This window comes from Cupriavidus pauculus (assembly GCF_002858765.1).
Classification (GTDB): Bacteria; Pseudomonadota; Gammaproteobacteria; order Burkholderiales; family Burkholderiaceae; genus Cupriavidus; species Cupriavidus pauculus_B.
Genome location: NZ_PJRP01000001.1, coordinates 861421 through 884136 on the forward strand (window position 1 = coordinate 861421; position 22716 = coordinate 884136).

21 protein-coding genes are annotated in these 22716 nt (G+C 66.4%); 11 read left to right on the forward strand and 10 right to left on the reverse strand.

Annotated features, from left to right (window positions below):
* Positions 1-57 precede the first annotated feature (57 nt).
* Positions 58-1149, reverse strand: a complete 1092-nt coding sequence (locus CYJ10_RS03920) for a substrate-binding domain-containing protein (RefSeq protein WP_101680219.1) — start codon at positions 1147-1149, stop codon at positions 58-60.
* 136 nt (positions 1150-1285) lie between these two features.
* Between CYJ10_RS03920 and CYJ10_RS03925 the strand changes: the two genes are divergently transcribed.
* The 5 genes from CYJ10_RS03925 (at position 1286) to CYJ10_RS03945 (ending at position 7419) form a co-directional block, all read left to right on the forward strand.
* Positions 1286-1804, forward strand: coding sequence for a formate dehydrogenase subunit gamma (locus tag CYJ10_RS03925; protein WP_101680220.1), 519 nt, complete (start codon positions 1286-1288; stop codon positions 1802-1804).
* On the forward strand, positions 1801-3357 hold the full coding sequence (locus tag CYJ10_RS03930) for a formate dehydrogenase beta subunit (protein ID WP_101680221.1): 1557 nt from the start codon (positions 1801-1803) through the stop codon (positions 3355-3357). The genes CYJ10_RS03925 and CYJ10_RS03930 overlap by 4 nt, the downstream gene beginning before the upstream one ends.
* 74 nt (positions 3358-3431) lie before the next feature.
* A complete protein-coding gene (gene fdhF / locus CYJ10_RS03935) occupies positions 3432-6305 on the forward strand; it encodes a formate dehydrogenase subunit alpha (protein WP_101680222.1) in 2874 nt (957 codons plus the stop codon).
* A 13-nt stretch (positions 6306-6318) separates the two neighbouring features.
* Entirely contained in the window at positions 6319-7167 is an 849-nt protein-coding gene (fdhD, locus tag CYJ10_RS03940; RefSeq protein WP_101680223.1) for a formate dehydrogenase accessory sulfurtransferase FdhD, read from the forward strand.
* Positions 7168-7176: 9 nt separating this feature from the next.
* Positions 7177-7419, forward strand: a complete 243-nt coding sequence (locus CYJ10_RS03945) for a formate dehydrogenase subunit delta (protein WP_101680224.1) — start codon at positions 7177-7179, stop codon at positions 7417-7419.
* 27 nt (positions 7420-7446) lie between these two features.
* Here CYJ10_RS03945 and CYJ10_RS03950 read toward each other — a convergent pair whose 3' ends face one another.
* The 3 genes from CYJ10_RS03950 to CYJ10_RS03960 all read right to left on the reverse strand — a co-directional run bounded on the left by CYJ10_RS03950 (position 7447) and on the right by CYJ10_RS03960 (position 10313).
* Positions 7447-7917, reverse strand: coding sequence for an MgtC/SapB family protein (locus CYJ10_RS03950; RefSeq protein ID WP_101680225.1), 471 nt, complete (start codon positions 7915-7917; stop codon positions 7447-7449).
* 87 nt (positions 7918-8004) lie between these two features.
* Positions 8005-8700, reverse strand: a complete 696-nt coding sequence (locus CYJ10_RS03955; protein WP_101680226.1) for a transglycosylase domain-containing protein — start codon at positions 8698-8700, stop codon at positions 8005-8007.
* Between the two features lie 89 nt (positions 8701-8789).
* Positions 8790-10313, reverse strand: a complete 1524-nt coding sequence (locus tag CYJ10_RS03960; protein WP_219621415.1) for a DASS family sodium-coupled anion symporter — start codon at positions 10311-10313, stop codon at positions 8790-8792.
* A 357-nt stretch (positions 10314-10670) separates the two neighbouring features.
* Between CYJ10_RS03960 and CYJ10_RS03965 the strand changes: the two genes are divergently transcribed.
* Positions 10671-11447, forward strand: a complete 777-nt coding sequence (locus CYJ10_RS03965; RefSeq protein WP_180862832.1) for a tyrosine-protein phosphatase — start codon at positions 10671-10673, stop codon at positions 11445-11447.
* A gap of 15 nt (positions 11448-11462) precedes the next feature.
* On the opposite strand, the gene CYJ10_RS03970 is transcribed toward CYJ10_RS03965, so the two are convergent.
* Both CYJ10_RS03970 and CYJ10_RS03975 read right to left on the reverse strand, forming a co-directional pair.
* Entirely contained in the window at positions 11463-12686 is a 1224-nt protein-coding gene (locus tag CYJ10_RS03970; protein WP_101680228.1) for an acetate/propionate family kinase, read from the reverse strand.
* Between the two features lie 12 nt (positions 12687-12698).
* Positions 12699-13664 carry a bifunctional enoyl-CoA hydratase/phosphate acetyltransferase gene (locus tag CYJ10_RS03975; RefSeq protein WP_257993081.1) on the reverse strand — a complete coding sequence of 322 codons (966 nt, stop codon included), beginning with the start codon at positions 13662-13664 and terminating at the stop codon, positions 12699-12701.
* A gap of 400 nt (positions 13665-14064) precedes the next feature.
* On the opposite strand from CYJ10_RS03975, the gene CYJ10_RS03980 reads away from it, so the two are divergent.
* The 5 genes from CYJ10_RS03980 to CYJ10_RS04000 all read left to right on the forward strand — a co-directional run bounded on the left by CYJ10_RS03980 (position 14065) and on the right by CYJ10_RS04000 (position 18861).
* Positions 14065-16248 (forward strand): DUF3141 domain-containing protein, encoded by a 2184-nt coding sequence (locus CYJ10_RS03980; RefSeq protein WP_374703226.1) that lies wholly within the window; start codon positions 14065-14067, stop codon positions 16246-16248.
* 87 nt (positions 16249-16335) lie between these two features.
* Positions 16336-17115 (forward strand): enoyl-ACP reductase FabI, encoded by a 780-nt coding sequence (gene fabI / locus CYJ10_RS03985; RefSeq protein WP_101680231.1) that lies wholly within the window; start codon positions 16336-16338, stop codon positions 17113-17115.
* A 91-nt stretch (positions 17116-17206) separates the two neighbouring features.
* On the forward strand, positions 17207-17449 hold the full coding sequence (locus CYJ10_RS03990; protein WP_101680232.1) for an RNA recognition motif domain-containing protein: 243 nt from the start codon (positions 17207-17209) through the stop codon (positions 17447-17449).
* A gap of 86 nt (positions 17450-17535) precedes the next feature.
* Positions 17536-18339: a TOBE domain-containing protein gene (locus CYJ10_RS03995; protein WP_101680233.1), complete on the forward strand. Its 804-nt coding sequence runs from the start codon at positions 17536-17538 to the stop codon at positions 18337-18339.
* 3 nt (positions 18340-18342) lie between these two features.
* Positions 18343-18861 carry a class IV adenylate cyclase gene (locus CYJ10_RS04000; RefSeq protein ID WP_101680234.1) on the forward strand — a complete coding sequence of 173 codons (519 nt, stop codon included), beginning with the start codon at positions 18343-18345 and terminating at the stop codon, positions 18859-18861.
* A gap of 306 nt (positions 18862-19167) precedes the next feature.
* Here CYJ10_RS04000 and CYJ10_RS04005 read toward each other — a convergent pair whose 3' ends face one another.
* The 4 genes from CYJ10_RS04005 to modA form a co-directional block, all read right to left on the reverse strand.
* Positions 19168-20295, reverse strand: a complete 1128-nt coding sequence (locus CYJ10_RS04005; RefSeq protein ID WP_101680235.1) for an IS110 family transposase — start codon at positions 20293-20295, stop codon at positions 19168-19170.
* Positions 20296-20423: 128 nt separating this feature from the next.
* On the reverse strand, positions 20424-21146 hold the full coding sequence (locus CYJ10_RS04010; protein WP_101680236.1) for a sulfate/molybdate ABC transporter ATP-binding protein: 723 nt from the start codon (positions 21144-21146) through the stop codon (positions 20424-20426).
* A gap of 7 nt (positions 21147-21153) precedes the next feature.
* Positions 21154-21870, reverse strand: coding sequence for a molybdate ABC transporter permease subunit (gene modB / locus CYJ10_RS04015; RefSeq protein ID WP_101680237.1), 717 nt, complete (start codon positions 21868-21870; stop codon positions 21154-21156).
* 59 nt (positions 21871-21929) lie between these two features.
* On the reverse strand, positions 21930-22700 hold the full coding sequence (gene modA, locus CYJ10_RS04020) for a molybdate ABC transporter substrate-binding protein (protein WP_101680410.1): 771 nt from the start codon (positions 22698-22700) through the stop codon (positions 21930-21932).
* Positions 22701-22716 lie beyond the last annotated feature (16 nt).

Below are 22716 nucleotides of genomic sequence, written 5' to 3' on the forward strand. Positions count from 1 at the left end.
AGGGCCCCGAGTGCGGGGCCCTTTCTGTTGGTGCCTGCCCGCGGCAACCCTTGTCCGCTACAAAACCACCCCCGGAAACGCCTGGGCGAACGTCTGCACTGTGCCGGTCAGTTCACCGTCGTAGCCGGGCAGCGCGTTGACGCGTTCGCGAAAGCTGCCGCTCTTCATGGCCGATACCGCGCCCTGCAGCGCCGGGCTGTGCAGGGCGTCCGATTCCAGGGCGAAGAAGTAGCGTTCCTTGAGCACCGGCACGAATTCCAGGTTGAAGCGCCGGGCCGCCGTTTCCACGCCGAAGCCCACGTCCGCCATGCCGCTGCCGATATAGGCCGCCACAGCCGCGTGCGTGAATTCGCCGTTGCTGAAGCCTTCGATGCGGCTGCTGTCGATGCCGCGCCGCGCCAGCATCAGGTCCAGCAGCAGGCGGGTGCCGGAACCGAGTTGCCGGTTGACGAAGCGCACGTCTGAGCGCGTCAGGTCTTCCAGCGAGAGGATGTTCAGCGGATTGCCGGGCCGGACGAACAGCCCCTGCTGGCGCGTGGCCAGGTGAATCAGGCAATGCTTTTCGGGGTGCAGCCAGCGCGAGAAGCCACGCAGCGTTTCTTCCTCGAACTCGCCGATGGGCACGTGGAAGCCGGCCACGTCGCAGGCGCCCTCGGATAGCGCGGCGGCGGCTTCCAGACTGCCGCAGTACTTGAGGTCGTGGCGCACCTTCTGTTCATCCAGGAAATCGCGCAGCGCGGCCACGGCGAAGCCATGGCTGGCGTGGATGCGTACGGCCGGGTCGGTGGCCGCCATCAGCTTCTTGAGTTCGATCTCGAGTTCGGACGCCAGGCTGTCGAGCGTGGGCGACAGGCGCGCGGCAATGCGCTTGCTGGCCCACACCAGCTGTTGCGCCAGCGGCGTCAGGGTAGACCCTCGGCCCCGCGTCTTGGCGATCAGCGCGCCGCCAAAAAGCGTCTCGGCATCACGCAAGATGCCCCAGGCGTAGCGGTATGACAACGCCATGGCCTCGGCCGACTGGGCGATATTTCCCGTGGATTCGATCAGCCCCAGCAGGGCCACCAGGCGCGATACATCCAATGCTGGCGCGGGTCCTGGGGAGGCGTCGTCCCGGATCTGAAGGTGCGGAAGGATCGAAATGCGTAGCATATGCGGAAAATAGCATATTGAACGGTGCAAAACACGGTTCTATAGTCGCATAAAGAGGCCAAAAAGCCCGTTGTGATGTTCCGGAATATGAATAAAAAAGCCGATTTCGGAACCGACAGAACAAAATGGAGACAGCATGCCAGACACCGCCATCCCCACGGCGCCAGCCGGTAATGGCCGGACGAATTCCGCCGATATTGCGCGCATTGTCGCGGCCAGACGTGACATGCCTGGCGCGCTGCTGCCGATTCTGCACGAGATCCAGGACACCCAGGGCTATATCCCAGCCGATGCCGTGCCAGTCATCGCCAAGGCGCTGAACCTGTCGCGTGCCGAAGTGCATGGCGTCATCACGTTCTATCACCATTTCCGCGAGCAGCCGGCCGGGCGCCATGTCGTGCAGGTGTGTCGCGCCGAAGCGTGCCAGTCGGTGGGCGCCGATGCACTGGCCGAACACGCGTGCCGCAAGCTCGGCTGCGATTTTCACGAGACCACGGCCGACGGCCAGTACACGCTGGAGCCGGTCTACTGCCTGGGGCAGTGTGCCACCGGCCCGTCGATGATGATCGGCGACCGCATTCACGCGCGCGTCGATGCCAAACGCTTCGACAAGCTCGTCGATGCGGTACGTGAAGACGAGGAGGCCCGCGCATGACCACTACCATCTTCGTTCCGCGCGACTCCACCGCGCTGGCGTTGGGTGCCGACGAGGTGGCGCAGGCCATCGCGGCCGAAGCCGCACGGCGCGGCGCCGATGTACGCATCGTGCGCAACGGCTCGCGCGGCATGTTCTGGCTGGAACCGCTGGTGGAGGTGCAGACCGCTGCCGGACGCACGGCGTACGGCCCGGTGACGGAAGACGACGTTGCCGCGCTGTTCGACGCCGGTTTCCTGACGGGCGGCCAGCATGCGCTGGCACTGGGGCTGACCGACGAGATGCCGTTCCTGAAGCAGCAGGAGCGTCTGACCTTCGCCCGCGTGGGTATTACCGATCCGCTTTCGCTCGACGACTACATCGCCCACGAGGGCTTTGCCGGCTTGACGCGCGCGCTGACCATGGCGCCCGAGCAGATCGTGCAGGAAGTGCTCGACTCCGGCCTGCGCGGCCGGGGCGGTGCGGCATTCCCCACCGGCATCAAGTGGAAGACCGTGTTGGCCGCCCAGTCGCCGGTCAAGTACATCGTCTGCAACGCTGACGAAGGCGATTCGGGCACGTTCTCCGACCGCATGGTCATGGAAGACGACCCGTTCATGCTGATCGAGGGCATGACGATTGCCGGCCTGGCCGTGGGCGCCGAGTCCGGCTACATCTATACGCGTTCCGAATACCCGCACGCGATTGCCGCCACCGAGGCCGCCATCGCCACCGCCACGCAGGCAGGCTGGCTGGGCGACAACATCCGCGGCAGCGGCAAGCGATTCACGCTGGAAGTACGCAAGGGCGCTGGCGCCTACGTGTGCGGCGAAGAAACCGCGCTGCTGGAAAGCCTGGAGGGCAAGCGGGGCGTGGTACGCGCCAAGCCGCCGCTGCCGGCGCTGAAGGGCCTGTTCGGCCAGCCCACCGTCATCAACAACGTGATCTCGCTGGCCACCGTGCCGGTGATCCTGGCGCGCGGCGCCAAGTTCTACCAGGACTTTGGCATGGGCCGGTCGCGCGGCACGCTGCCGTTCCAGCTGGCCGGCAATATCAAGCAGGGCGGCCTGGTGGAAAAGGCGTTCGGCGTGACGCTGCGCGAGCTGATGTTCGATTTCGGCGGCGGCACACGCAGCGGCCGTGCCATCCGCGCGGTGCAGGTGGGCGGCCCGCTGGGCGCCTACTTGCCCGAGTCGCGCTTCGATGCGCCGCTCGACTACGAGGCCTATGCCGCGTTTGGCGCGGTGGTGGGCCACGGCGGCATCGTCGTGTTCGACGAGACCGTGGACATGGCAAAGATGGCGCGCTACGCCATGGAGTTCTGCGCCATCGAGTCGTGCGGCAAATGCACACCCTGCCGGATCGGTTCGACGCGTGGCGTCGAGGTGATCGACCGCATCATCGCGGGCGACCAGCCCGTGAAGCATGTGGCGCTGGTGCGCGACCTGTGCGACACGATGCTTTCGGGTTCGCTGTGCGCGATGGGCGGCATGACGCCGTATCCGGTGCTGTCCGCGCTCAACGAATTCCCCGAAGACTTCGGGTTGTCGGCCAAGCCGGCCCGCGCCGCCTGAACCGCATTTAAGAACGACGTGCCCCTCAGGGGCGCGCGCATCCACACAAAGCAGTGCATTACGGGAGACATCCCTTGAACGCTCGCGACGATTTCGACTACGGCACCCCCGCCATTGATTCCGACACGCTGGTCACGCTGGAGATCGATGGGGTATCCGTTTCCGTGCCGGCCGGCACCTCTGTCATGCGTGCCTCTGCCGAAGCCGGCATTGGCGTGCCCAAGCTCTGCGCCACCGATTCGCTGGAACCGTTCGGCTCCTGCCGGCTGTGCCTGGTGGAGATCGAAGGCCGGCGCGGCTATCCGGCCTCGTGTACCACCCCCGTGGAACCTGGCATGAAGGTGCGCACGCAGAGCGGCAAGCTCGGCGAACTGCGCCGCGGCGTGATGGAGCTCTATATCTCCGATCACCCGCTGGACTGCCTGACCTGCCCGACCAACGGCAACTGCGAACTGCAGGACATGGCCGGCGTGGTGGGCCTGCGCGAAGTGCGTTACGCAGACGGCGCCGGTGGCGCCGCCCCGATCGCCACGCATACGCACATGAAGAAGGACGAGTCGAACCCGTACTTCACGTACGACCCGTCGAAGTGCATCGTCTGCAACCGCTGCGTGCGCGCCTGCGAGGAAACGCAGGGCACCTTTGCACTGACCATCAGCGGCCGCGGTTTTGATTCGCGCGTGTCGGCCGGTACCAGCCAGCCGTTCATGGAATCGGACTGCGTGTCGTGCGGCGCCTGCGTGCAGGCCTGCCCGACCGCCACGCTGACCGAGACCTCGGTGATCCAGCTTGGCCAGCCGTCGCACAACGTGGTGACCACGTGCGCGTACTGCGGTGTGGGCTGCTCGTTCAAGGCCGAGATGAAGGGCAACGAGGTGGTGCGCATGGTCCCCCACAAGGACGGCGCCGCCAACGAGGGCCACGCCTGCGTGAAGGGCCGCTTTGCCTGGGGCTACGCCACGCACACCGACCGCATCCTAAAGCCGATGATCCGCGCGAAGATCACCGATCCGTGGCGCGAGGTGTCGTGGGAAGAAGCCATCGGCTACGCCGCGTCGGAGTTCAAGCGCATCCAGGCCGACCATGGCACCGATTCGATCGGCGGCATCGTGTCGTCGCGCTGCACCAACGAGGAAGGCTACCTGGTGCAGAAGCTGGTGCGCGCCGCTTTCGGCAACAACAACGTCGATACCTGCGCGCGGGTTTGCCATTCCCCGACCGGCTATGGCCTGAAGACTACGCTGGGTGAGTCGGCGGGCACGCAGACGTTCCGCTCGGTGGCCAAGTCCGACGTGATCATGGTGATCGGCGCCAACCCGACCGACGGCCATCCGGTGTTCGGCTCGCGCATGAAGCGTCGCCTGCGGGCGGGTGCCAAGCTGATCGTCGTCGATCCGCGCCAGATCGATCTGGTGGATTCGCCGCACATCCGTGCCGACTATCACCTGCAGCTGCGCCCGGGCACCAACGTCGCCCTGGTGACGTCGATGGCGCACGTGATCGTCACCGAGGGCCTGCTGGCCGAGCAGTTCATCGCCGAGCGTTGCGAAGACCGTGCGTTCCAGCAGTGGCGCGACTTTGTGGCGCTGCCCGAGAATTCGCCGGAGGCGCTCGAGGCTTCCACCGGCGTGCCGGCCGAAACGCTGCGCGGTGCTGCGCGCCTCTACGCCACCGGCGGCAATGCGGCCATCTACTACGGCCTGGGCGTGACGGAACACGCGCAGGGCTCCACGACCGTGATGGGCATCGCCAACCTGGCCATGGCCACCGGCAACGTCGGCCGCGAAGGCGTGGGCGTGAACCCGCTGCGCGGCCAGAACAACGTGCAGGGATCGTGCGACATGGGATCGTTCCCGCACGAACTGCCGGGCTATCGCCATGTGTCGGATTCCACCGTGCGCACCGCCTTCGAGGCCGCGTGGGGCGTGGGCATCAACCCGGAACCGGGTCTGCGCATCCCGAACATGTTCGAGGCCGCGCTGACCGGCACGTTCAAGGGCCTGTACTGCCAGGGCGAGGACATCGTCCAGTCCGATCCGAACACCCAGCACGTGGCCGAGGCACTGTCGTCGATGGAATGCATCGTCGTGCAGGACATCTTCCTGAACGAGACGGCCAAGTACGCGCACGTGTTCCTGCCGGGTTCGTCGTTCCTGGAAAAGGACGGCACGTTCACCAACGCCGAGCGCCGTATCTCGCGCGTGCGCAAGGTGATGCCGGCGCAGGCGGGGTACTCGGACTGGGAAGTGACGCTGCTGCTGTCGAAGGCCCTGGGCTATCCGATGGAGTACAAGCATCCGTCCGAGATCATGGACGAGATCGCGCGCCTGACGCCGACGTTCTCGGGCGTCAGCTACCAGAAGCTCGACGAACTGGGCAGCGTGCAATGGCCGTGCAACGCCGAGGCGCCGCACGGCACGCCGACCATGCACGTCGATGGCTTCGTGCGCGGCAAGGGCAAGTTCATCATCACCAAGTACGTGCCGACCGACGAGAAGGTGACGCAGAAGTATCCGCTGCTGCTGACCACGGGCCGCATCCTGTCGCAGTACAACGTGGGCGCCCAGACACGGCGCACACACAACGTGAACTGGCACGACGAGGACCGGCTGGAGATCCATCCGCACGACGCCGAGGAGCGTGGCATCAAGGACGGCGACTGGGTGGGCGTGCAGAGCCGTGCGGGCGAGACCGTGCTGCGGGCGATCGTCAGCCAGCGCATGCAGCCGGGGGTGGTCTACACGACCTTCCACTTCCCCGAGTCGGGCGCCAATGTGATTACCACCGACAACTCCGACTGGGCGACGAACTGCCCCGAGTACAAGGTGACGGCGGTGCAGGTGATGCCGGTGGCGCAGCCTTCCACCTGGCAGCGCAACTACCAGGCGTTCAACGAAGAGCAGCTTGGCCACCTGCGCGCGGCCAGCGAGACGGCGCAGGCGGGCTGACGCGGGAGCGGCGATGAAACGCGACGTGCCATCTCCGGACAGCGCGGCCGGCACCGACGAGGTGCCGGCGCAGCGCACGTTCCCGGTCAGCCGCTGGCGCCACGGGGTGCTGACGGCGGAGGTCGATCATCTGGCCGAGGAAGTGCCGGTGGCGCTGGAGTACAACGGCATCTCGCACGCGGTGATGCTGGCGACGCCGGCCGACCTGGAGGACTTCGCGCTGGGCTTCAGCCTCAGCGAAGGCATCGTGGAGGCCGCCAGCGACATCTATGGTGTTGACGTCGAGGCCAGCGCGCAGGGCATCACGGTCAAGGTGGAGATTGCCACCGGCGCCTTCGTGGAACTCAAGGGTCGGCGGCGGGCCATGGCCGGGCGTACCGGGTGCGGCCTCTGCGGCACCGAATCGCTGGACGAAGTCATGCGCATGCCGGAACCGGTGCGCAGCCAGGCCGCGTTCGATCCGCGCGTGTTCGAGCACGCGTTCGCGGTGCTGCACAAGCGTCAGGCCCTGCTGCGCGACACCGGCGCCACGCATGCCGCGGCGTGGATGCGGCCCGATGGCGAAATCGCGCTGGTGCGCGAGGACGTGGGCCGGCACAACGCGCTGGACAAGCTGGCTGGCGCGCTGGCGCGTGGCGGCCAGGAAGACATTGCGCGCGGCGCGGTCATCGTGACCAGCCGCGCGAGCTATGAGATGGTGCAGAAGACCGCCGCCATCGGCGCCGGCGTGCTGGCGGCGGTGTCCGGCCCGACGGCCATGGCGGTGCGCCTGGCCGACACGGCGGGCATCACGCTGGCTGGCTTCGTGCGGGGCGGCACCATGGTGGTCTACAGCCATCCTCAACGACTATATATTGGATAAGGGCCTGGCATGCATATCGAGAACCTGGTCAAGATGGCCAACCAGATCGGCAGCTTTTTCGAGGCCATGCCCGATCGTGACGAAGCGCTGGCCGATATCGCCGCGCATATCAAGAAGTTCTGGGAGCCGCGCATGAAGCGGGCGTTCCTGGCGCACCTCGAAGCCGGCGGCGAGGGGGTGCACCCGATCGTCCTGGAAGCGGTGGCGCATCATCCCGAAATGCTGCAGATCGTGTTGCGGGCCGCAGCCTGATCCGCGCGGGTCGTCCCGCCCCTTTCCCTACTTCTTCAGCCGGTAAAGCACCTGCAGGATCGTCAGCCCGAACAGGGTGCCGATCACGGCCGTCGCTTCGCGGCCCAGCCCGCAGGCGACCCCGATGGCCGCCACGGTCCAGATGCTGGCCGCCGTGGTCAGGCCGCGCACATCCTCCTCGCTGTTCAGCTTGATGATCGCGCCGGCGCCCAGGAAGCCGATGCCGGACATCAGGCCCTGCAGCACGCGGCTCATGTCCGGCAATGGCACACCCGCCTGGAGCGGCACCAGCACGAACAGCGCCGAGCCCATGGCCACCAGCATGTGCGTGCGCAGGCCGGCCGGCTTGCCCGCCGCCTCGCGCTCGTAGCCGATCAGGCCACCCAGCAGCACGGCCAGCGTCAGGCGCAGCAGGATGCGCGTGAGTTCCTTGATGTCGGGCACGTCGGCAAATTCCGAACGCAGCGTGCCGTAGATATCGCCCCAGATTCCTTCCATGGCTGTCTCCACCCAGGCGTGTTTGGCTGGGGGCAGGCTAGCATGCGGGGGCAGGGCGCCGCCGTCGGGCGCCCGCTGACAAGGCGGTCAGCGCAGGCGCAGCGGCTCCAGCAGCGCGGCGTCGTACTGGGCACGTGTGATGCGGCCCAGTTCCATCATCCGCAGCAGGATGTAGCTCTGCCGCTGGCGCGCCCGTCGCGGGTTGACCACCGGATTGTTGGCCGAAGGCGCCTTGGGCAGCCCGGCCAGCATCGCGCATTCGGCAAGCGACAGCTGCTCCACGGGCTTGCCGAAGTAGGTGTCGGCGGCCTCCGAGAAGCCATAGGCGCCCTGGCCCAGGTAGATCTTGTTCAGGTAGAGCTCGAGGATCTCGTCCTTGCTCAGCGCGTTCTCGATGCGGTAGGCCAGCAGGATCTCGTAGAGCTTGCGCGTGTAGGTCTTCTTGCGCGACAGGAAGAAGTTGCGGGCCACCTGCATGGTGATGGTGGACGCGCCCTGCGACAGTTCGTCGGACAGGTTGGCGATGCCGGCGCGCATCACGCCCACGTAGTCGACGCCATCATGCAGGTAGAAGCGGTCATCCTCGATGGCGACCACGGCCTCGGGCAGCGTGTGGGGAAAATCCCCCAGCCTGACGTAGCCCGGCGTCTGCCGGAAGGCCATCATCGCGTCGAGCGACGGCAACTGCCGGTTGGCCATCAACACGGCGAAGGCAATCAGTAACGTGCCGCCCAACACGGCGAGCAGCACGAACTTGACGAAGGCGGACCAGAGACGTTGCATGGCGCGTATTGTGCCATCGCCCGGCGTGGCGCCGGATTTTTGTGACCGCGTCGATGTCCGGACGGATGTGGCGCGTCGTGCCGAGGCGTTCACACCCAGCCCAGCCAGCGCCAGTACGTGGACGCAAACAGCAGCATCAGCAGGTAGCCGATGATCGTGACCGGGATGCCGATGCGGGCGAACTGCTTGCCGTTGAAGGTGTCGGTGCCCAGGCAGACCATGTTCTGCGGGGCATTGATCGGCAGGATGAAGCCAAAGCTGACCGTGAAGCCCAGCAGCATCGTCATGCCCACCCTGTTGATATCGCCGGGCAGCGTCTGCAGTACGGAGATCAGGATCGGCAGCAGCGCGGCGGTCAGTGCCGTGGCGCTGGCGAAGCCCAGGTGGATCAGGATCAGGAAGCCCGCCAGCACCGCGAAGACCATCAGCGTGCCATGGTCGGCCAGCCCGGAATGCGTGACCACGAACTTGCCCAGCCATTGGCCGGCCTGCGTGGTCAGCAGCGCGGTGCCCAGGCTGATGCCGACGCCGAACACGATCAGCGTGCCCCATGGCGTACGCTGTTGCATCGTCTTCCAGTCCATCACGCCGATGCGCGGCATCATCAGGATCACCAGCCCGACGAACGTGATGGTGGCGGTGTCGAAGGCGTGCAGCTTGCCCTCGGTGGCCCAGAACAGCAGCAGGCCGATGGCCACGGCCGCCAGGCGCTTCTGCGGTCCGGTCATCGGTCCCAGGGCGCTCAGTTCGCGTTGCACGGCTTCCTTGCCGCCGGCGATGGCTTCGGTTTCCGGCGGCAGCAGCCAGCGCACCAGGAAGTAGAGCACCGCCGACATGATGATGGCCCAGGGCGCGCCGGCGATCAGCCATTGCAGCCAGGTCACGCGCTCGCCCAGCAGCTTGTCCATGAAGCCGGCCGTCAGCAGGTTCTGCGCGGCGGCGGTCTGGATGCCCACGTTCCACACGCTGGTGCCCTGGGCCACCATGATCATGATGCCCGTTGCGATATTCGACTTCCTGTCCACGCCGAACGCGGCGGTCACGCCCATCATGATCGGCACCGTGCAGGCGCTGCGCGCGGTGGCGCTGGGTACCACCAGGCTCAGGATGATGGTGACGGCGATCGTGCCGATCAGGATGCGGCGCGTGCTGGTGCCGATGGCCGAGAGCGTGACCAGTGCGATGCGCCGGTCCAGCCCGGTGACGGTCATGGCCGCGGAAATGAACAGTGCGGCGGCCACCAGCGCCAGCGCGGTATTCGAGAATCCGGCCAGTGCCATGCCCAGCGCACGCGATGTGCCGTAGAGGGTGTTCGGGTCATTGACCGTTGGCGCAAAGCCGATCAGTCCGGCCATCAGCGACGTGATCATGATGGCACTGGTCTCGTAGGTGACGGCTTCGGTAATCCACACCACGACCGCGAAGGCCAGGATGGCCAGCATGCGCTGACCGGCCACGGGCAGGTCGGGTGGCATCGGTGCCATTAGCACGACGATCAGGACCGCGACGGCGGCGTAGAGGCCCCAGTGGACGCGTAGCGGCGGGGCGGCAGTTGCCCCAGCGGTGGCGGCGGTGCCGCCGGGGGTGGCAGGAGAGATTTGCGGATCAGGCATTGTGACGTCCTTGGAAGGGATCAGCCTGTCAAACGCGCCGTGGTGTGTTGCGTTGCGCCGGCGTCGCGCCCAGCAGTGCCGCGTCGTATCGCGTTGCGACGCGCGGGTCGCCGCGTTCGACATGAGGCCATTATGTGAAAGGCGTCACTCGGTGCCAAGGCGGCGACTGTCGACGGCTTGCGCCGGATCAACCCGCTGCCGTGTCAATCGTTGTTGACCGAAACGCCTTGTTGCAGGCGCTGCAATGGCCGGAGGGGTATGGTGGAAATCAGGGTGTCGTCGCCGTTGGCGATCTGAAATAATCGACACCGATGCTGAACATTTTCCAATGCGTATCGTGTGATGCGCCAAAGAGCCATGCAGACCTACACAGAACATAGCGCGGCCGCCACGATGCGGCCCTGTCTGGACCTGGAGACCATTGCCAACGCCCGCGACCTCGGCGGGCTGACCGCCCATGCAGGACGCCATATCCGCCAGAACAAGCTGTACCGCAGCGCCAATCCGGCACTGGGTTGTGCGGCGGATCTCGACAAGCTGCACGCGTTGCAACTCGACATCGTTGTCGACTTCCGCTCGTCGGGCGAGAAGTCAGCCGGCGAGCAGGCGTTCGGCGAGCGCTTCGAGTGGCTGGCGGTGCCGGTGCTCGATGGCACGATGTCGATGGACGTCTTGCTGCCGCGCCTGCGTGCCAGCAACGCCGCGCAGATGCACGGCTTCATGCTGGACGTGTATCGGGATTTTCCGGTGCGCTACCGCGACGCCTTCCGTACGTTCCTGCGGCATGCCGAAGCGGGCAAGACGCTCTACTACCACTGCACGGCAGGCAAGGACCGCACTGGCTTTGCGTCGCTGCTGCTGCTGAGCGCGCTCGGCGTGGCCCAGGACGAGATCGTGGCCAATTACCTCGAATCGAACCACTGGAACCAGCGCTTCAATGAAAAGATGCTGGCCGGCGTGGGGCAGATTGGCGTGACGGCGGAGGCGATGCTGCCGCTGCTGGAAGTGCGCCCCGCGTACATCGAGGCCTCGATGGATGCCATCACCGCAACCTACGGCAGCCTGGAACGCTTTCTGGCCGACGATCTCGGCGTGGACACCGCATTGCTGCGGGACCACTACCTCGCGTCATAAGCCGAGCATCGTCGATCAGAGCCCGCCGCTCTCGCGCAGGATGCGGGCCGTCGACAGCGCGATCATGCCTTCCTCGTCCGTGGGCAGCACCAGCACCGGCACCCGGCTGGCATCGCGGCTCACGCGTTGGCAGCTGTCGCCGTTGGCGGTGGGGTCCAGCGAGATGCCGAACAGGTCGGTCAGGTGCGCGCAGATGCGGGCACGAATGTCGGGCGAGTTGGCGCCGACACCGGCCGTGAAGACCAAGGCGTCCAGGCCGCCGAGCGTGACCGCCAGCTTGCCGATTTCCTGGGCGGCACGATAGGCGTAGTAGTCGACGGCCAGCTTTGCGCGTGGGCTGTCGCTGGCCAGCAACGCCCGCATGTCGCTGCTGATGCCGGAGATGCCCTTCAGGCCCGATTGCCCGTACAGCATCGACTGGATCGCATCGGTGCTCATGCCCTGCGCGGCCAGGTACAGCACCGCGCCAGGATCGATCGACCCGCAGCGCGTGCCCATCGGCATGCCGTCGAGCGCGGTCAGGCCCATGGTCGAATCCACGCTCTTGCCGCCGCGCATCGCGCACAGGCTGGCGCCATTGCCCAGGTGTGCCACGATGACACGGCCTTCGGCCAGGTCGGGCGCCACCTGCTTGAGGCGGCGCGCGATATACGCGTACGACAGCCCGTGAAAGCCGTAGCGCCGCACGCCCTGCTCGTAGTATTCGTAGGGCAGCGCCATCAGTTGCGCCAGTTCATCGCGGCCGACGTGGAACGCCGTGTCGAAGCAGGCCACCTGCAGCAGATCGGGTGCCGCGCCCCGGATGGCACGGATCGCCGTCAGGTTGTGCGGCTGGTGCAGCGGCGCCAGCGGCACCAGTTTTTGCAGCTTGGCGATCACCGCGTCGTCGATGCGCACCGCATCGGCAAAATCGCTGCCGCCGTGCACCACGCGATGGCCGATGGCCACCGGCGGCGTGTCGCGCAGCGCCACGCTCAGCGTCAGGCGGATCAACCGGAAGGCGGCGTCGTGGTCGGGAACCTGTTCCACGGGAAATTTCTGATCGGTCACCTCGCGGCCATCGGCCATGCGCGCCACCAGGCGCGGCGCCACGCCGATGCCTTCGATCTGGCCGTGCGCAGCCAGCGATGGCTGGATGTCGACGTTCTCGTGCGCCGCGTCGGGCACCACGTAGATCGATACCTTGACGCTCGACGAGCCGGCGTTGACAACGAGAATGACGGGATGTGGTGTGCTCACGCCGGGGTCTCCTCAGGCGGGTACGGCGGTTTGCGTGCTGCGCCGCGCGTGCGCCAGCAGCACCGCGATGGCGCAGCTGCCGATGCGGGCGCGCACGCTGTCTGCGCGGCTGGTCAGGATGATCGGCACGCGCGCACCCAGCACGATGCCCGCGGCTTCTGCGCCGGCGAGGAACGTCAGCTGCTTGGCCAGCATGTTGCCGGCTTCAAGGTCCGGCACCAGCAGGATGTCGGGGTCGCCCGCCACCTCGGACTTGATCCCCTTGGTGTCGGCGGCGGCCTTGCTGATGGCGTTGTCGAACGCCAGCGGCCCATCGAGCAGTCCGCCTTCGATCTGCCCGCGCAGGCTCATCATGCAGAGCGCGGCGGCTTCGATCGTCGACGGGATCTTGTCGGTGACGGTCTCCACGGCGGACAGGATCGCCACCTTGGGCCGCTCGACCCCGAGCACGCGCACGAGGTCGATGGCATTGCGCACGATGTCGGCCTTCTCGTTCAGCGTGGGGAAGATGTTGACTGCGGCGTCGGTGATGAACAGCGGCTTGTGATAGCTCGGCACATCCATCGCGAACACATGCGACAGGCGCCGCTCGGTGCGCAGGCCGCTGGCACTGCGCGCCACCGCGTGTAGCAGTTCGTCGGTGTGCAGGCTGCCCTTCATCAGCAGTTCGGCCCGGCCCGTGCGGACGGCCTCGACCGCACATTCGGCTGACGCATGGCTGTGCGGGGCGTCGATGATCTCGGTGTTGCCCAGCGCCAGGCCGTGTTCCTCGGCGACGGCGCGGATGCGCGCGGCGGGGCCGCACAGGATGGGTACGATCAACCCCAGGCGCGCGGCTTCCAGCGCGCCATCGAGCGACGAATAGTCGCAGGGATGGGCCACGGCGGTCGGGATGGGCGGAAGGCCCTCGCAGCGCGCGAGCAGCCGGGCGTACTTGTCGTCGGACGATGGTGTCGGCATGGGCAGGTACCTGGAAATCCATCGGACAGCACCCGGCCAGCCGTGCGGATGGCCTGCGGATGCTGCGTTGCGCAAACATGTCGAGCCAGTATAGGCCAACGCGAGCGTCGTATCGATGACTTGGTACTGTCATGTGCGATGCGGTCGGGCGCATTGGACTTTGGTAACGGTTGTCACGCCGCGCCGAGGCTGGTAGATTTTTGCTGTTGCATCGCAGCAAGCGATGTTCGCGCCACGCTGCACGCCATCTGACTCCGCCAATCCCCAAGGAGAAACGGAAATGAATGCACGTCAACCTGCTCCGGGGCAAGCGTCCGGACAGGACGCCTCCGCCCAGGCCGCCACGCAGGGCAAGCCGGTCGATCCGGCAACCTCGACCGGCCAGGCCGCTTTCCCCAGTTCCCCATTTCCTTTCGGCATGTTCCCGCCGGTGCCGATGAATCCGGTGGCGCAGGCCGCATGGGAATATGGCCTGGACGCCTGGCAGCGCTCCGTCCTGTTCCTGGATATCCTGCGTCGCCGTGGCAACGAGACCGAGGAGCACGAACGCGGCGGCATGCCGCCCGTGCTCGTCTTCGACTACGAGGTACTGATCGACGGGCGCGACTTGCCCCGGCCGGTCAACTACGCGCTGATGCGCATCGTGCCGCCAGACGCGCATCCTACCGACATGACCCGTCGCCCCTTCGTGGTGATGGACCCGCGCGCCGGTCACGGCCCCGGCATCGGTGGCTTCAAGGCCGACAGCGAAATCGGCAACGCCATCCGCACCGGGCATCCGTGCTACTTCATCACGTTCTTCCGCGACCCGTGTCCGGGCCAGACGATCGAGGATGTGGCACGCACCGAGGGCAAGTTCCTGCAGGCGGTGGCCGAGCGCCATCCCGATGCGCCGGGCAAGCCGTTCGTCGTCGGCAATTGCCAGGCGGGATGGGCGTTGCTGATCCTGGCGGCCGCCTCGCCGGAAGCCACGGGTCCGATCCTGCTGGCCGGCGCGCCCGTGGCGTACTGGTCGGGCGTGCGCGGCAAGAACCCGATGCGGTATTCGGGCGGGCTGCTCGGCGGTACATGGCTGTCGTCGCTGGCGGCCGACCTGGGCAATGGCCGGTTCGATGGCGCCTGGCTGGTGCAGAATTTCGAGAAGCTGAATCCGTCGAACACGCTTTGGGAAAAGCTGTACAACGTCTACGCCAGGGTCGATACGGAAGGGCCGCGCTTTCTGGAGTTCGAGCGCTGGTGGGGCGGCCATTTCCTGATGAACCGCGGCGAGATCGACTGGATCGTGCAGAACCTGTTCGTCGGCAACCACCTGACGGCCGGCGAGGTGCGCAGTAGCGATGGCCAGACCGTGATCGACCTGCGCAACGTGCGCTCGCCGGTGATCGTGTTCGCGTCGTGGGGGGACAACATCACGCCGCCGCAGCAGGCGCTGAACTGGATTCCCGATCTCTATGCGAGCGTGGACGAGCTGGTGGCCAACGATCAGACCATCGTCTATTGTCTGCATCCGTCCATCGGGCACCTGGGCATCTTTGTCTCGGGCAGCGTGGCTAACAAGGAGCACTCGGAACTGTTCTGCGCGCTCGACCTGATCGATGTGCTGCCCCCGGGCCTGTACGAAGCCAAGATCGAGGACGTGGCGCCCGATGCTCCGCACACCGACTTGATCGAAGGCCGTTACCTGGTGCGCTTCGAGCGACGGACCATCGACGATATCCTCGCGCTGGACGACGGCCGTGAGGACGAGCAGCCGTTCGAGGTGGTGCGCCGCGTGGCGGAGGTCAACCAGCATCTGTACGACACCTACGCATCGCCGTTCGTCCGCGCCATGGCGAACGAGGCCACGGCCGAGGGCATTCGCGCGATTCACCCGTCGCGGCTCGAACGCTCGCTGTTCGCCGATGGCAATCCGTGGATGCAGTGGGTGGCCGCCATGGCACCGGCCGTGCGCGACGCGCGCCAGCCGGTGTCCGCGGACAATCCGTTCCTGGCCATGCAGCAGGCCGTGTCCGACCAGATCGTGCGGTCGCTGGACCAGTATCGCGACACGCGCGATGCCTGGCAGGAGCGCATGTTCGAGTCGATCTACGCCACGCCCTGGCTGCCGGCGATGCTGGGCATGACGGCCACGCCGAAGGCGCCGGAGTCGCCCGCCATCACGGCGCTGCGCAAGGAGGTGGCCGATTTGCGGCGGCGCGAGGCCGAACGCGAGATCGGCACCGGCACGCCGCTCGATGCCTTCCTGCGCGTGCTGTCCTATGTGACGCAGGGCCGCTCGGCCATCGAGGAGCGGCCGTTCAACCTGCTGCGCAAGCTGGCGCGCGAGAATCCGCCGGAACAGCGCATCACGCTGGCGGAATTCAAGGACGCGGTGCGCCGGCAGAGCTATATCGTCAGCCTCGACCCCGAAGGGGCCATCCGGGCGTTGCCAGGGCTGGTGCCCGAGATGAAGGAGCGCCGCCGCATCATGGTGCTGGCGCATCGCGTGCTGACCGTGGGTGGCCCGCTCGATGCCGAATGGCTGGCGCGCTATCGCGAGGTGGCCGAACTGTTTGGCACCGACCACGGCAACGGCAAGGCCACGCAGGAAGCGCAGGCGTAGCCGTTTGTCGCCGCTTTCTTCCCTCTCCTGCGACAAGGGAGAGGGAAGAAAGCCAGCTGAACGAAGCAAACAACGGGAGGTTTGCCCATGCTCCAGGTTCCTAGTCCCCCGCTGTCCGGCAGCCGCGTGCTGGTCGTTGGCGTCGCCAACGAGGATTCCATCGCATGGGGCTGTGCACGTGCATTTCACGAACTGGGCGCCGAGGTGGCGCTGACCTATCTGAACGACAAGGCCTATCCGTATGTGGCGCCGCTGGCCGAACAGATCGGGGCGCCGATCCTGATGCCGCTGAACGTGGAGGACGACGCGCAGATGGATGCGCTGTTCGCGCGTATTGGCGAGGTCTGGGGCCGGCTCGATTCGGTCGTGCATTCGGTGGCCTTCGCACCGAAGGCCGACCTGCAGGGCGGGTTGCTGCAGTCGTCGGCTACCGGCTTCGCGCGGGCCATGGACGTGTCCTGTCATTCGTTCATCCGCATGGCGCGCCGGGCCGTGCCGCTGATGGGGCAGGGCGGCACGCTGTTTGCGATGAGCTATGACGGCGCCAACCGCGTGGTGCCGAACTACGACCTGATGGGGCCGGTCAAGGCGGCGCTGGAGGCCACCTGCCGCTACCTGGCCTACGAGCTGGGGCCGAAGGGCATCCGCGTGCATGCGATCTCGCCGGGGCCGCTCAAGACACGCGCGGCGTCCGGGCTCAAGGATTTCGATGCCTTGCTGGCCGAGGCGGCCGGCCGCGCGCCGCTGGGCGAGCTGGTCGACATCATGGATGTGGGCTTTACCACCGCGTACCTGGCCACGCCCTATGCACGCCGCGTGTCGGGCAATACGGTGTACGTGGACGGTGGCGTACACATCATGGCTTGAAACGTGCGATAGCCGCATCGTCCGGCCGCCACGTGGCAAAGCGCGGCCTAGAATACACACATCACAACTTTCCAACTGGGGAGAGGCTGTCATGCAGGTGTTGATCCGCGGGCTGCATCGTGATGTGACCGAGGAAATGCTGCGCAACAAGCTCAAGGACTACGCCACGGTGAATTCCGTCGAGATCGTGCGCGACGGCGACGCCAATCACCCGTGGGCGTGGGTGGACCTGGCGGTCGACCCGTTCACCTGCTGGCGCTTGCTGCGGCAGCTCGACAAGCAGTACTTTGCCGGCAGCGTCATGCGCTGGTACATCCCCGCCCACCAAAGCTGACGACGGGTGTCGGACTACCGCCAGTCACGCACCGGGTGCTTCTGGCGGTACCATACGCATTCCCTTCATTACAGACAGGTCAGCGCATGCTCGAACTCCAGGGCGCCATCTGGTTTCGCGCCGGCAAGCAGGATTGGGGCGGCCGCGACCGCATCGCGCTGCTGGCCGCCATCGGCGAACACGGCTCGATCACGGCCGCCGCGCGTGCCGTGGGCATCAGCTACAAGGGCGCATGGGATGCCATCGACGCCATGAACAACAGCGCCGGCGAGCCACTGGTGGTACGCGCCGCCGGCGGCAAGGGCGGAGGCGGCACACGGCTGACGGAACGGGCCGCACGCCTGATCGCGACCTACCGCGCCATGGAGGCCGAGCATGCCCGGTTCATCGCCCATCTGGAACGGGCCGGCGCGATGTCCGACGCCAACCCCGAGGATATCCACCTGATCCAACGCATGATGATCCAGACCAGTGCCCGCAACAAGCTGTTCGGCCGCGTGGAGGCCGTGCGGGCCGGCGCCGTCAACGACGAAGTCACGCTGGCGCTACCGGGCGGCCTGCGTATCGTGTCCACGATCACGCACGAGAGCGTGGAGACGCTGGGGCTGGTGCCGGGCGCCGAGGCGTTTGCGCTGGTCAAGGCGTCGTCCGTGCTGATCGGCCTGCCAGACCCCGCCGCGCGACTCTCCGCGCGCAACCAGTTGCCTGGCAAGGTGGCCCGTGTGGTGCCTGGCGCCGTCAATGCGGAGGTGGTACTCGAACTCGATGGCGGCGGCACCGTGGCGGCCATCATCAACAACGGGGCGCTGACCGACCTGGATCTGAAGGAAGGGGCGCGCGCGCTGGCCATCTTCAAGGCGTCGAGCGTCATCCTGGGCACGATGATCTGAGCCATGGCACGTAATGTGGAAATCAAGGCGCGCATCGACAGCGTCGATGCGCTGGTGCCCCGTGCGGCGGCCATCGCCACCGAGGGACCCGAACGGATCGAGCAGGACGACACGTTCTTCCCGTGTCCGAACGGGCGCCTCAAGCTGCGCGCCTTCGACGCGACGTCAGGCCAGCTCATTTTCTACGCGCGGCCCGATCAGGCCGGACCCAAGGAGAGCTTCTACATCCTGTCGCCCACCGCTTCGCCAGACACCCTGCGCGACGCGCTGACGGCCGCGCACGGCTCCATCGGCCGGGTACGCAAGGTGCGCACGCTGTTCCTGGTGGGCCGCACCCGCGTGCATCTGGACCGCGTGGAAGGCCTGGGCGATTTCCTGGAGCTTGAAGTGGTGCTGCACGACGGCGAATCGGCGGATGCCGGCGTGGCCGAGGCCCACACGCTGATGGCCCGGCTGGGCGTGGCGCCCGATGCGTTGATCGAGGGCGCCTATCTTGACCTGCTGCGCCAGCAGGCCACCTGAACGCTGATATGACTCCCCGCGTCAATCGAGATTGGTTTGGCTGAGTTTCACAGGGTCATGTTGGGATTTCCCACGCAATTTCCTAAAGGCGACGTAGCAGTAAGTCTCGACGGTGGATCACGCTGATATCTGCGGGTTGGCTACCGCATTACAGAGGTCCGTCCAATGAGCCTGCCGCTATCTAGGGACGCAAGTCGGATCAAATCTATTGCTTAGCGTTCTCGCGGGTTGCTCGTGTACCGGGCTACGCCGCCTTCAGGAAACTGGTTTTACCGTAGGTGTCAGCAGATATGTTGGCTCCCATGGTCAGGTTGCGCGCGCCTCGTTTGGTATGGCGAGTGACATCGCGAGCCGACTGATATCCCAGATGAAACCGCTCAGTTCGCGCGCCACCGCGACCACTGCGATGTTCGGGTTCTTGCCACGTACGGCAAGTCTCCGATAGCGCCGGCACAGTCGCACCTGGGCGTCCCAAGAGCGGTCAACGATTGCCTTGGGGATGCATTCATGCCGGCGTTGTATCTCGGGGCTCACGCGTGCCGGGTGGCGGTAACTCCAGGCGGCTTCGATCAGTAACTTTCTTGCATAGCTATTGCCGGTCTTGGTGATGCTGCCCTGGTGCCGTTTCTCTCCCGATGAGTGCTCGGCGGGCGTGACGCCGAGCCAGGCCATCAGCTGGCGCGGATGGACGAAGCGCGAGAGATCACCCACCTCGGCGAGGATGCCGATCGCAGTGGTGAACTGCACGCCGCGCATGGCCTGCAAGCCCAGTACGGCCGGATAGAAGCGCCAGTTGATCACTGCTTCACGCAAGGCGGCTTCGAGGCGGCCGCATTGGGCGAGCCGATCCTCGATGGCGCGTCGATATTCGTCAAAGGCAAGTTGTTGCCACGCCGTGTCGAACGCGAAGGCGCTGATCCAACGACGATGCGCCGGCCCCCAGTCGGCCCTGCCGCCGTAGCGGACTCCATGCGAGAGCAGAAAAGCCTTCAGCCTTTGTCGGGCGCGCTTCAGATCGTCCTTGGCGCTTACCCATGCGCGCGACAGATCGCGGAACGCTTCATCCTCCTCGCTAGGTACGTACACGGCCGAGAGGTCGCCAGCGCGCAACGCTCGGACCAGTTTGACCGCGTCGCGCCGATCGGTCTTGACGCGTTCACCGGGCTTTCTCGGGATCAGAGACGGCGCGCACACCATGCAGTCGAAGCCTTTACTGGTGAGCTCGCGGTAAAGACCGTAGCCGCAAGGGCCTGCCTCGTAGACGACTCGGATGTGGCGTGCTTTGGACTGTAGGCGCTTGCAAAGACGATCAAGATCGGTCTTCGATGCGATCTTGCCAAGCAGTTCCACCTCGCCCATGCCGAGTGCATAGGCGGCCGTGATCGAGTCCTTATGAACGTCTAGACCGACGTACAAAGTGATATCGTCTTCCATGCTGGCCTCCGCGCTGGAAATCGCCGGGTGTGGCACCGTCCACACCGTGCGGCTCTGGCAGTCATGCTAACCCGCGTTTGATTCTCGCGGCGGGCCAGCCTTCTTGCCCATCAGGGGAGTCATACTGCCTAGACGGCGTGGGCGCTCGCGGGCGCGTAGACCGGCGGGTGCCGGTGGGCGCGGCCACTGGCGTGGATACGCCCATCGCGGATTTCCAGCACGTGGTCGCCCAGCACTTCGACGTCTTCGGGGTCGTGCGAAATCATCAGCATCGGCACGTCCAGGCTTTCCTGCAGCGCGCGCAGTTCCTCGCGCATCCGCACGCGCAAGGCGGGGTCCAGGGCCGAAAACGGCTCATCCAGCAGCAGGATGTCGGGCCGGGCCACCAGGGCGCGGGCCAGCGCCACGCGCTGCTTTTGCCCACCTGAAATCTGGCTCGGATACTGGTTGACGATCTCGCGCAGGCCGAATGCTTCGACCCAGCGTGCGGCTTCCGGCGGCAGCGCGCGGCGCGCCGGATTGCGCCAGCCCTGCTTGAGCCCGAACGCGATGTTCTGGGAGACGGTCAGGTGCGGAAACAGCGCGTAATCCTGGAACAGGTAGGCCACGCGGCGCTCCTGCGGCCGCACGTCGATGCCGGTGTCGCTGTCGAACAGCGTGCGGCCATTCAGCACGATGCGGCCGCCGTCGGGCGCCATCAGGCCGGCAATGGCCCGCAGCGTCAGGCTCTTGCCTGCACCGGACGGGCCGAACAGCGCAATGCGCCGGCTATCGGACTGGAAGGAAATATCGAGCGCAAATTGGCGATCTTGCGATGCCATGCGCTTCCGGACGGTGATCTGCATGCTCATGTCGATCTCACCCGGTGATGGCGTCGCGCCGGAACTTGCGGCGCTCGAACACGCTGCCGGTACCGCGCTGGGCCGGTGGCACCAGCCGTGCGGCCACCACGAGCAGCACGATGCAGGTGAGCGACGTCACCAGCACCAGCAGGTTCGCCGTGTCGTCGTTGCCGGCCTGTACTGCTTCGTAGATGGCCACGGACAGCGTTTGCGTGCGGCCCGGCAGGTTGCCGGCCACCATCAGCGTGGCACCGAATTCGCCCAGTGCCCGCGCAAAGGCCAGCAGTACGCCGGCCACGATGCCAGGCAGCGCCATGGGCAGCGTCACGCGGAAGAAGATGGCGGATTCCGAGACGCCCAGCACGCGGGCCGCGTTTTCAAGCTGGTGATCGACCCCCTCGAATGCGGCGCGTGCCGACTTGAGCACCAGCGGAAAGGCCACCACGGTTGACGCCAGCACCGCGCCCTGCCAGGTGAATACCAGTTCGATGCCCAGCTTTTCGAGCCAGGCACCGAACACGCCGCGCCGTCCCACCAGCACCAGCAGGTAGTAGCCCAGCACGGTAGGCGGCAGCACCAGCGGCAGCGTCAGGATGGCGTCGACCACATCGCGTGCCCGCGAGCGCCAGCGCGCGATGGCATAGGCGGCGGCCACGCCCAGTACGGCATTGAGCAACGTGGCCCATCCCGCTACCTTGAGCGACAGCAGCAGCGGAACCCAGACAGCATCCATGACGATGACTTCAGACAGTGAATTGGGGGAACGAGGTTACCAGAGCCGGCCGCGGTGACTCAGGGCTTCTGGAAACCGTACTTGGCCAGCGTGGCCTGGCCTTCGGGCGACAGCACATACTGCACGAACGCGTTGGCCTGGGGGGCCTGCTTGCTCTGCGTGGTGACGGCGATCGGATAGGTTACCGGCGTGGTGGTCGGCACGCGCGTGGCCACCTTGACCTTTTCGGGCATCACGGCGGCGTCGGTGGCGAACACAAAGCCGGCGTCGACTTCGCCGCGGGCCACGTAGTCCAGCGCCTGGCGCACGTTCTGGGCCGGCACACCCTTGGCCTCGACGGCACTCCACAGGCCCTGTGCTTCCAGCGCGCCCTTGGTGTAGCGGCCCACCGGCACCGACGACGGGTTGCCGTAGGTCACGCGCTTGATGTCGGCGCGGGTCAGATCCTTGGGCGCGGCGATGTTCAGCTTGCTGTCATGCGGCACGATCAGCACGATCGCATTGGCCGCGAAATCCTTGCGCGTGGCGGCCTGCACCACCTTTTCGGTGTCGGCCTTGTCCATGGCGCTCTGGTCGGCCGACGCGAACACGTCCGCCGGGGCACCCTTGACGATCTGCTGCATCAGCACGTCCGACGCGCCAAAGTTCAGCACCACCTTGGTATCGGGATGGGCGCGCTCGAACTGCTCGCCCAGCTGCTTGAACGCGTTGGTCAGGCTGGCGGCGGCGGACACCACCAGGTCGGCGGCAAACGCCGACGGCGCGGCCAGGGTCAGGGCAACCAGGGCGGCGCCGGCAGCGGCACGGCGCGCAAAGGGATAGAGGCTCATGGCAGATGCGTCAGGA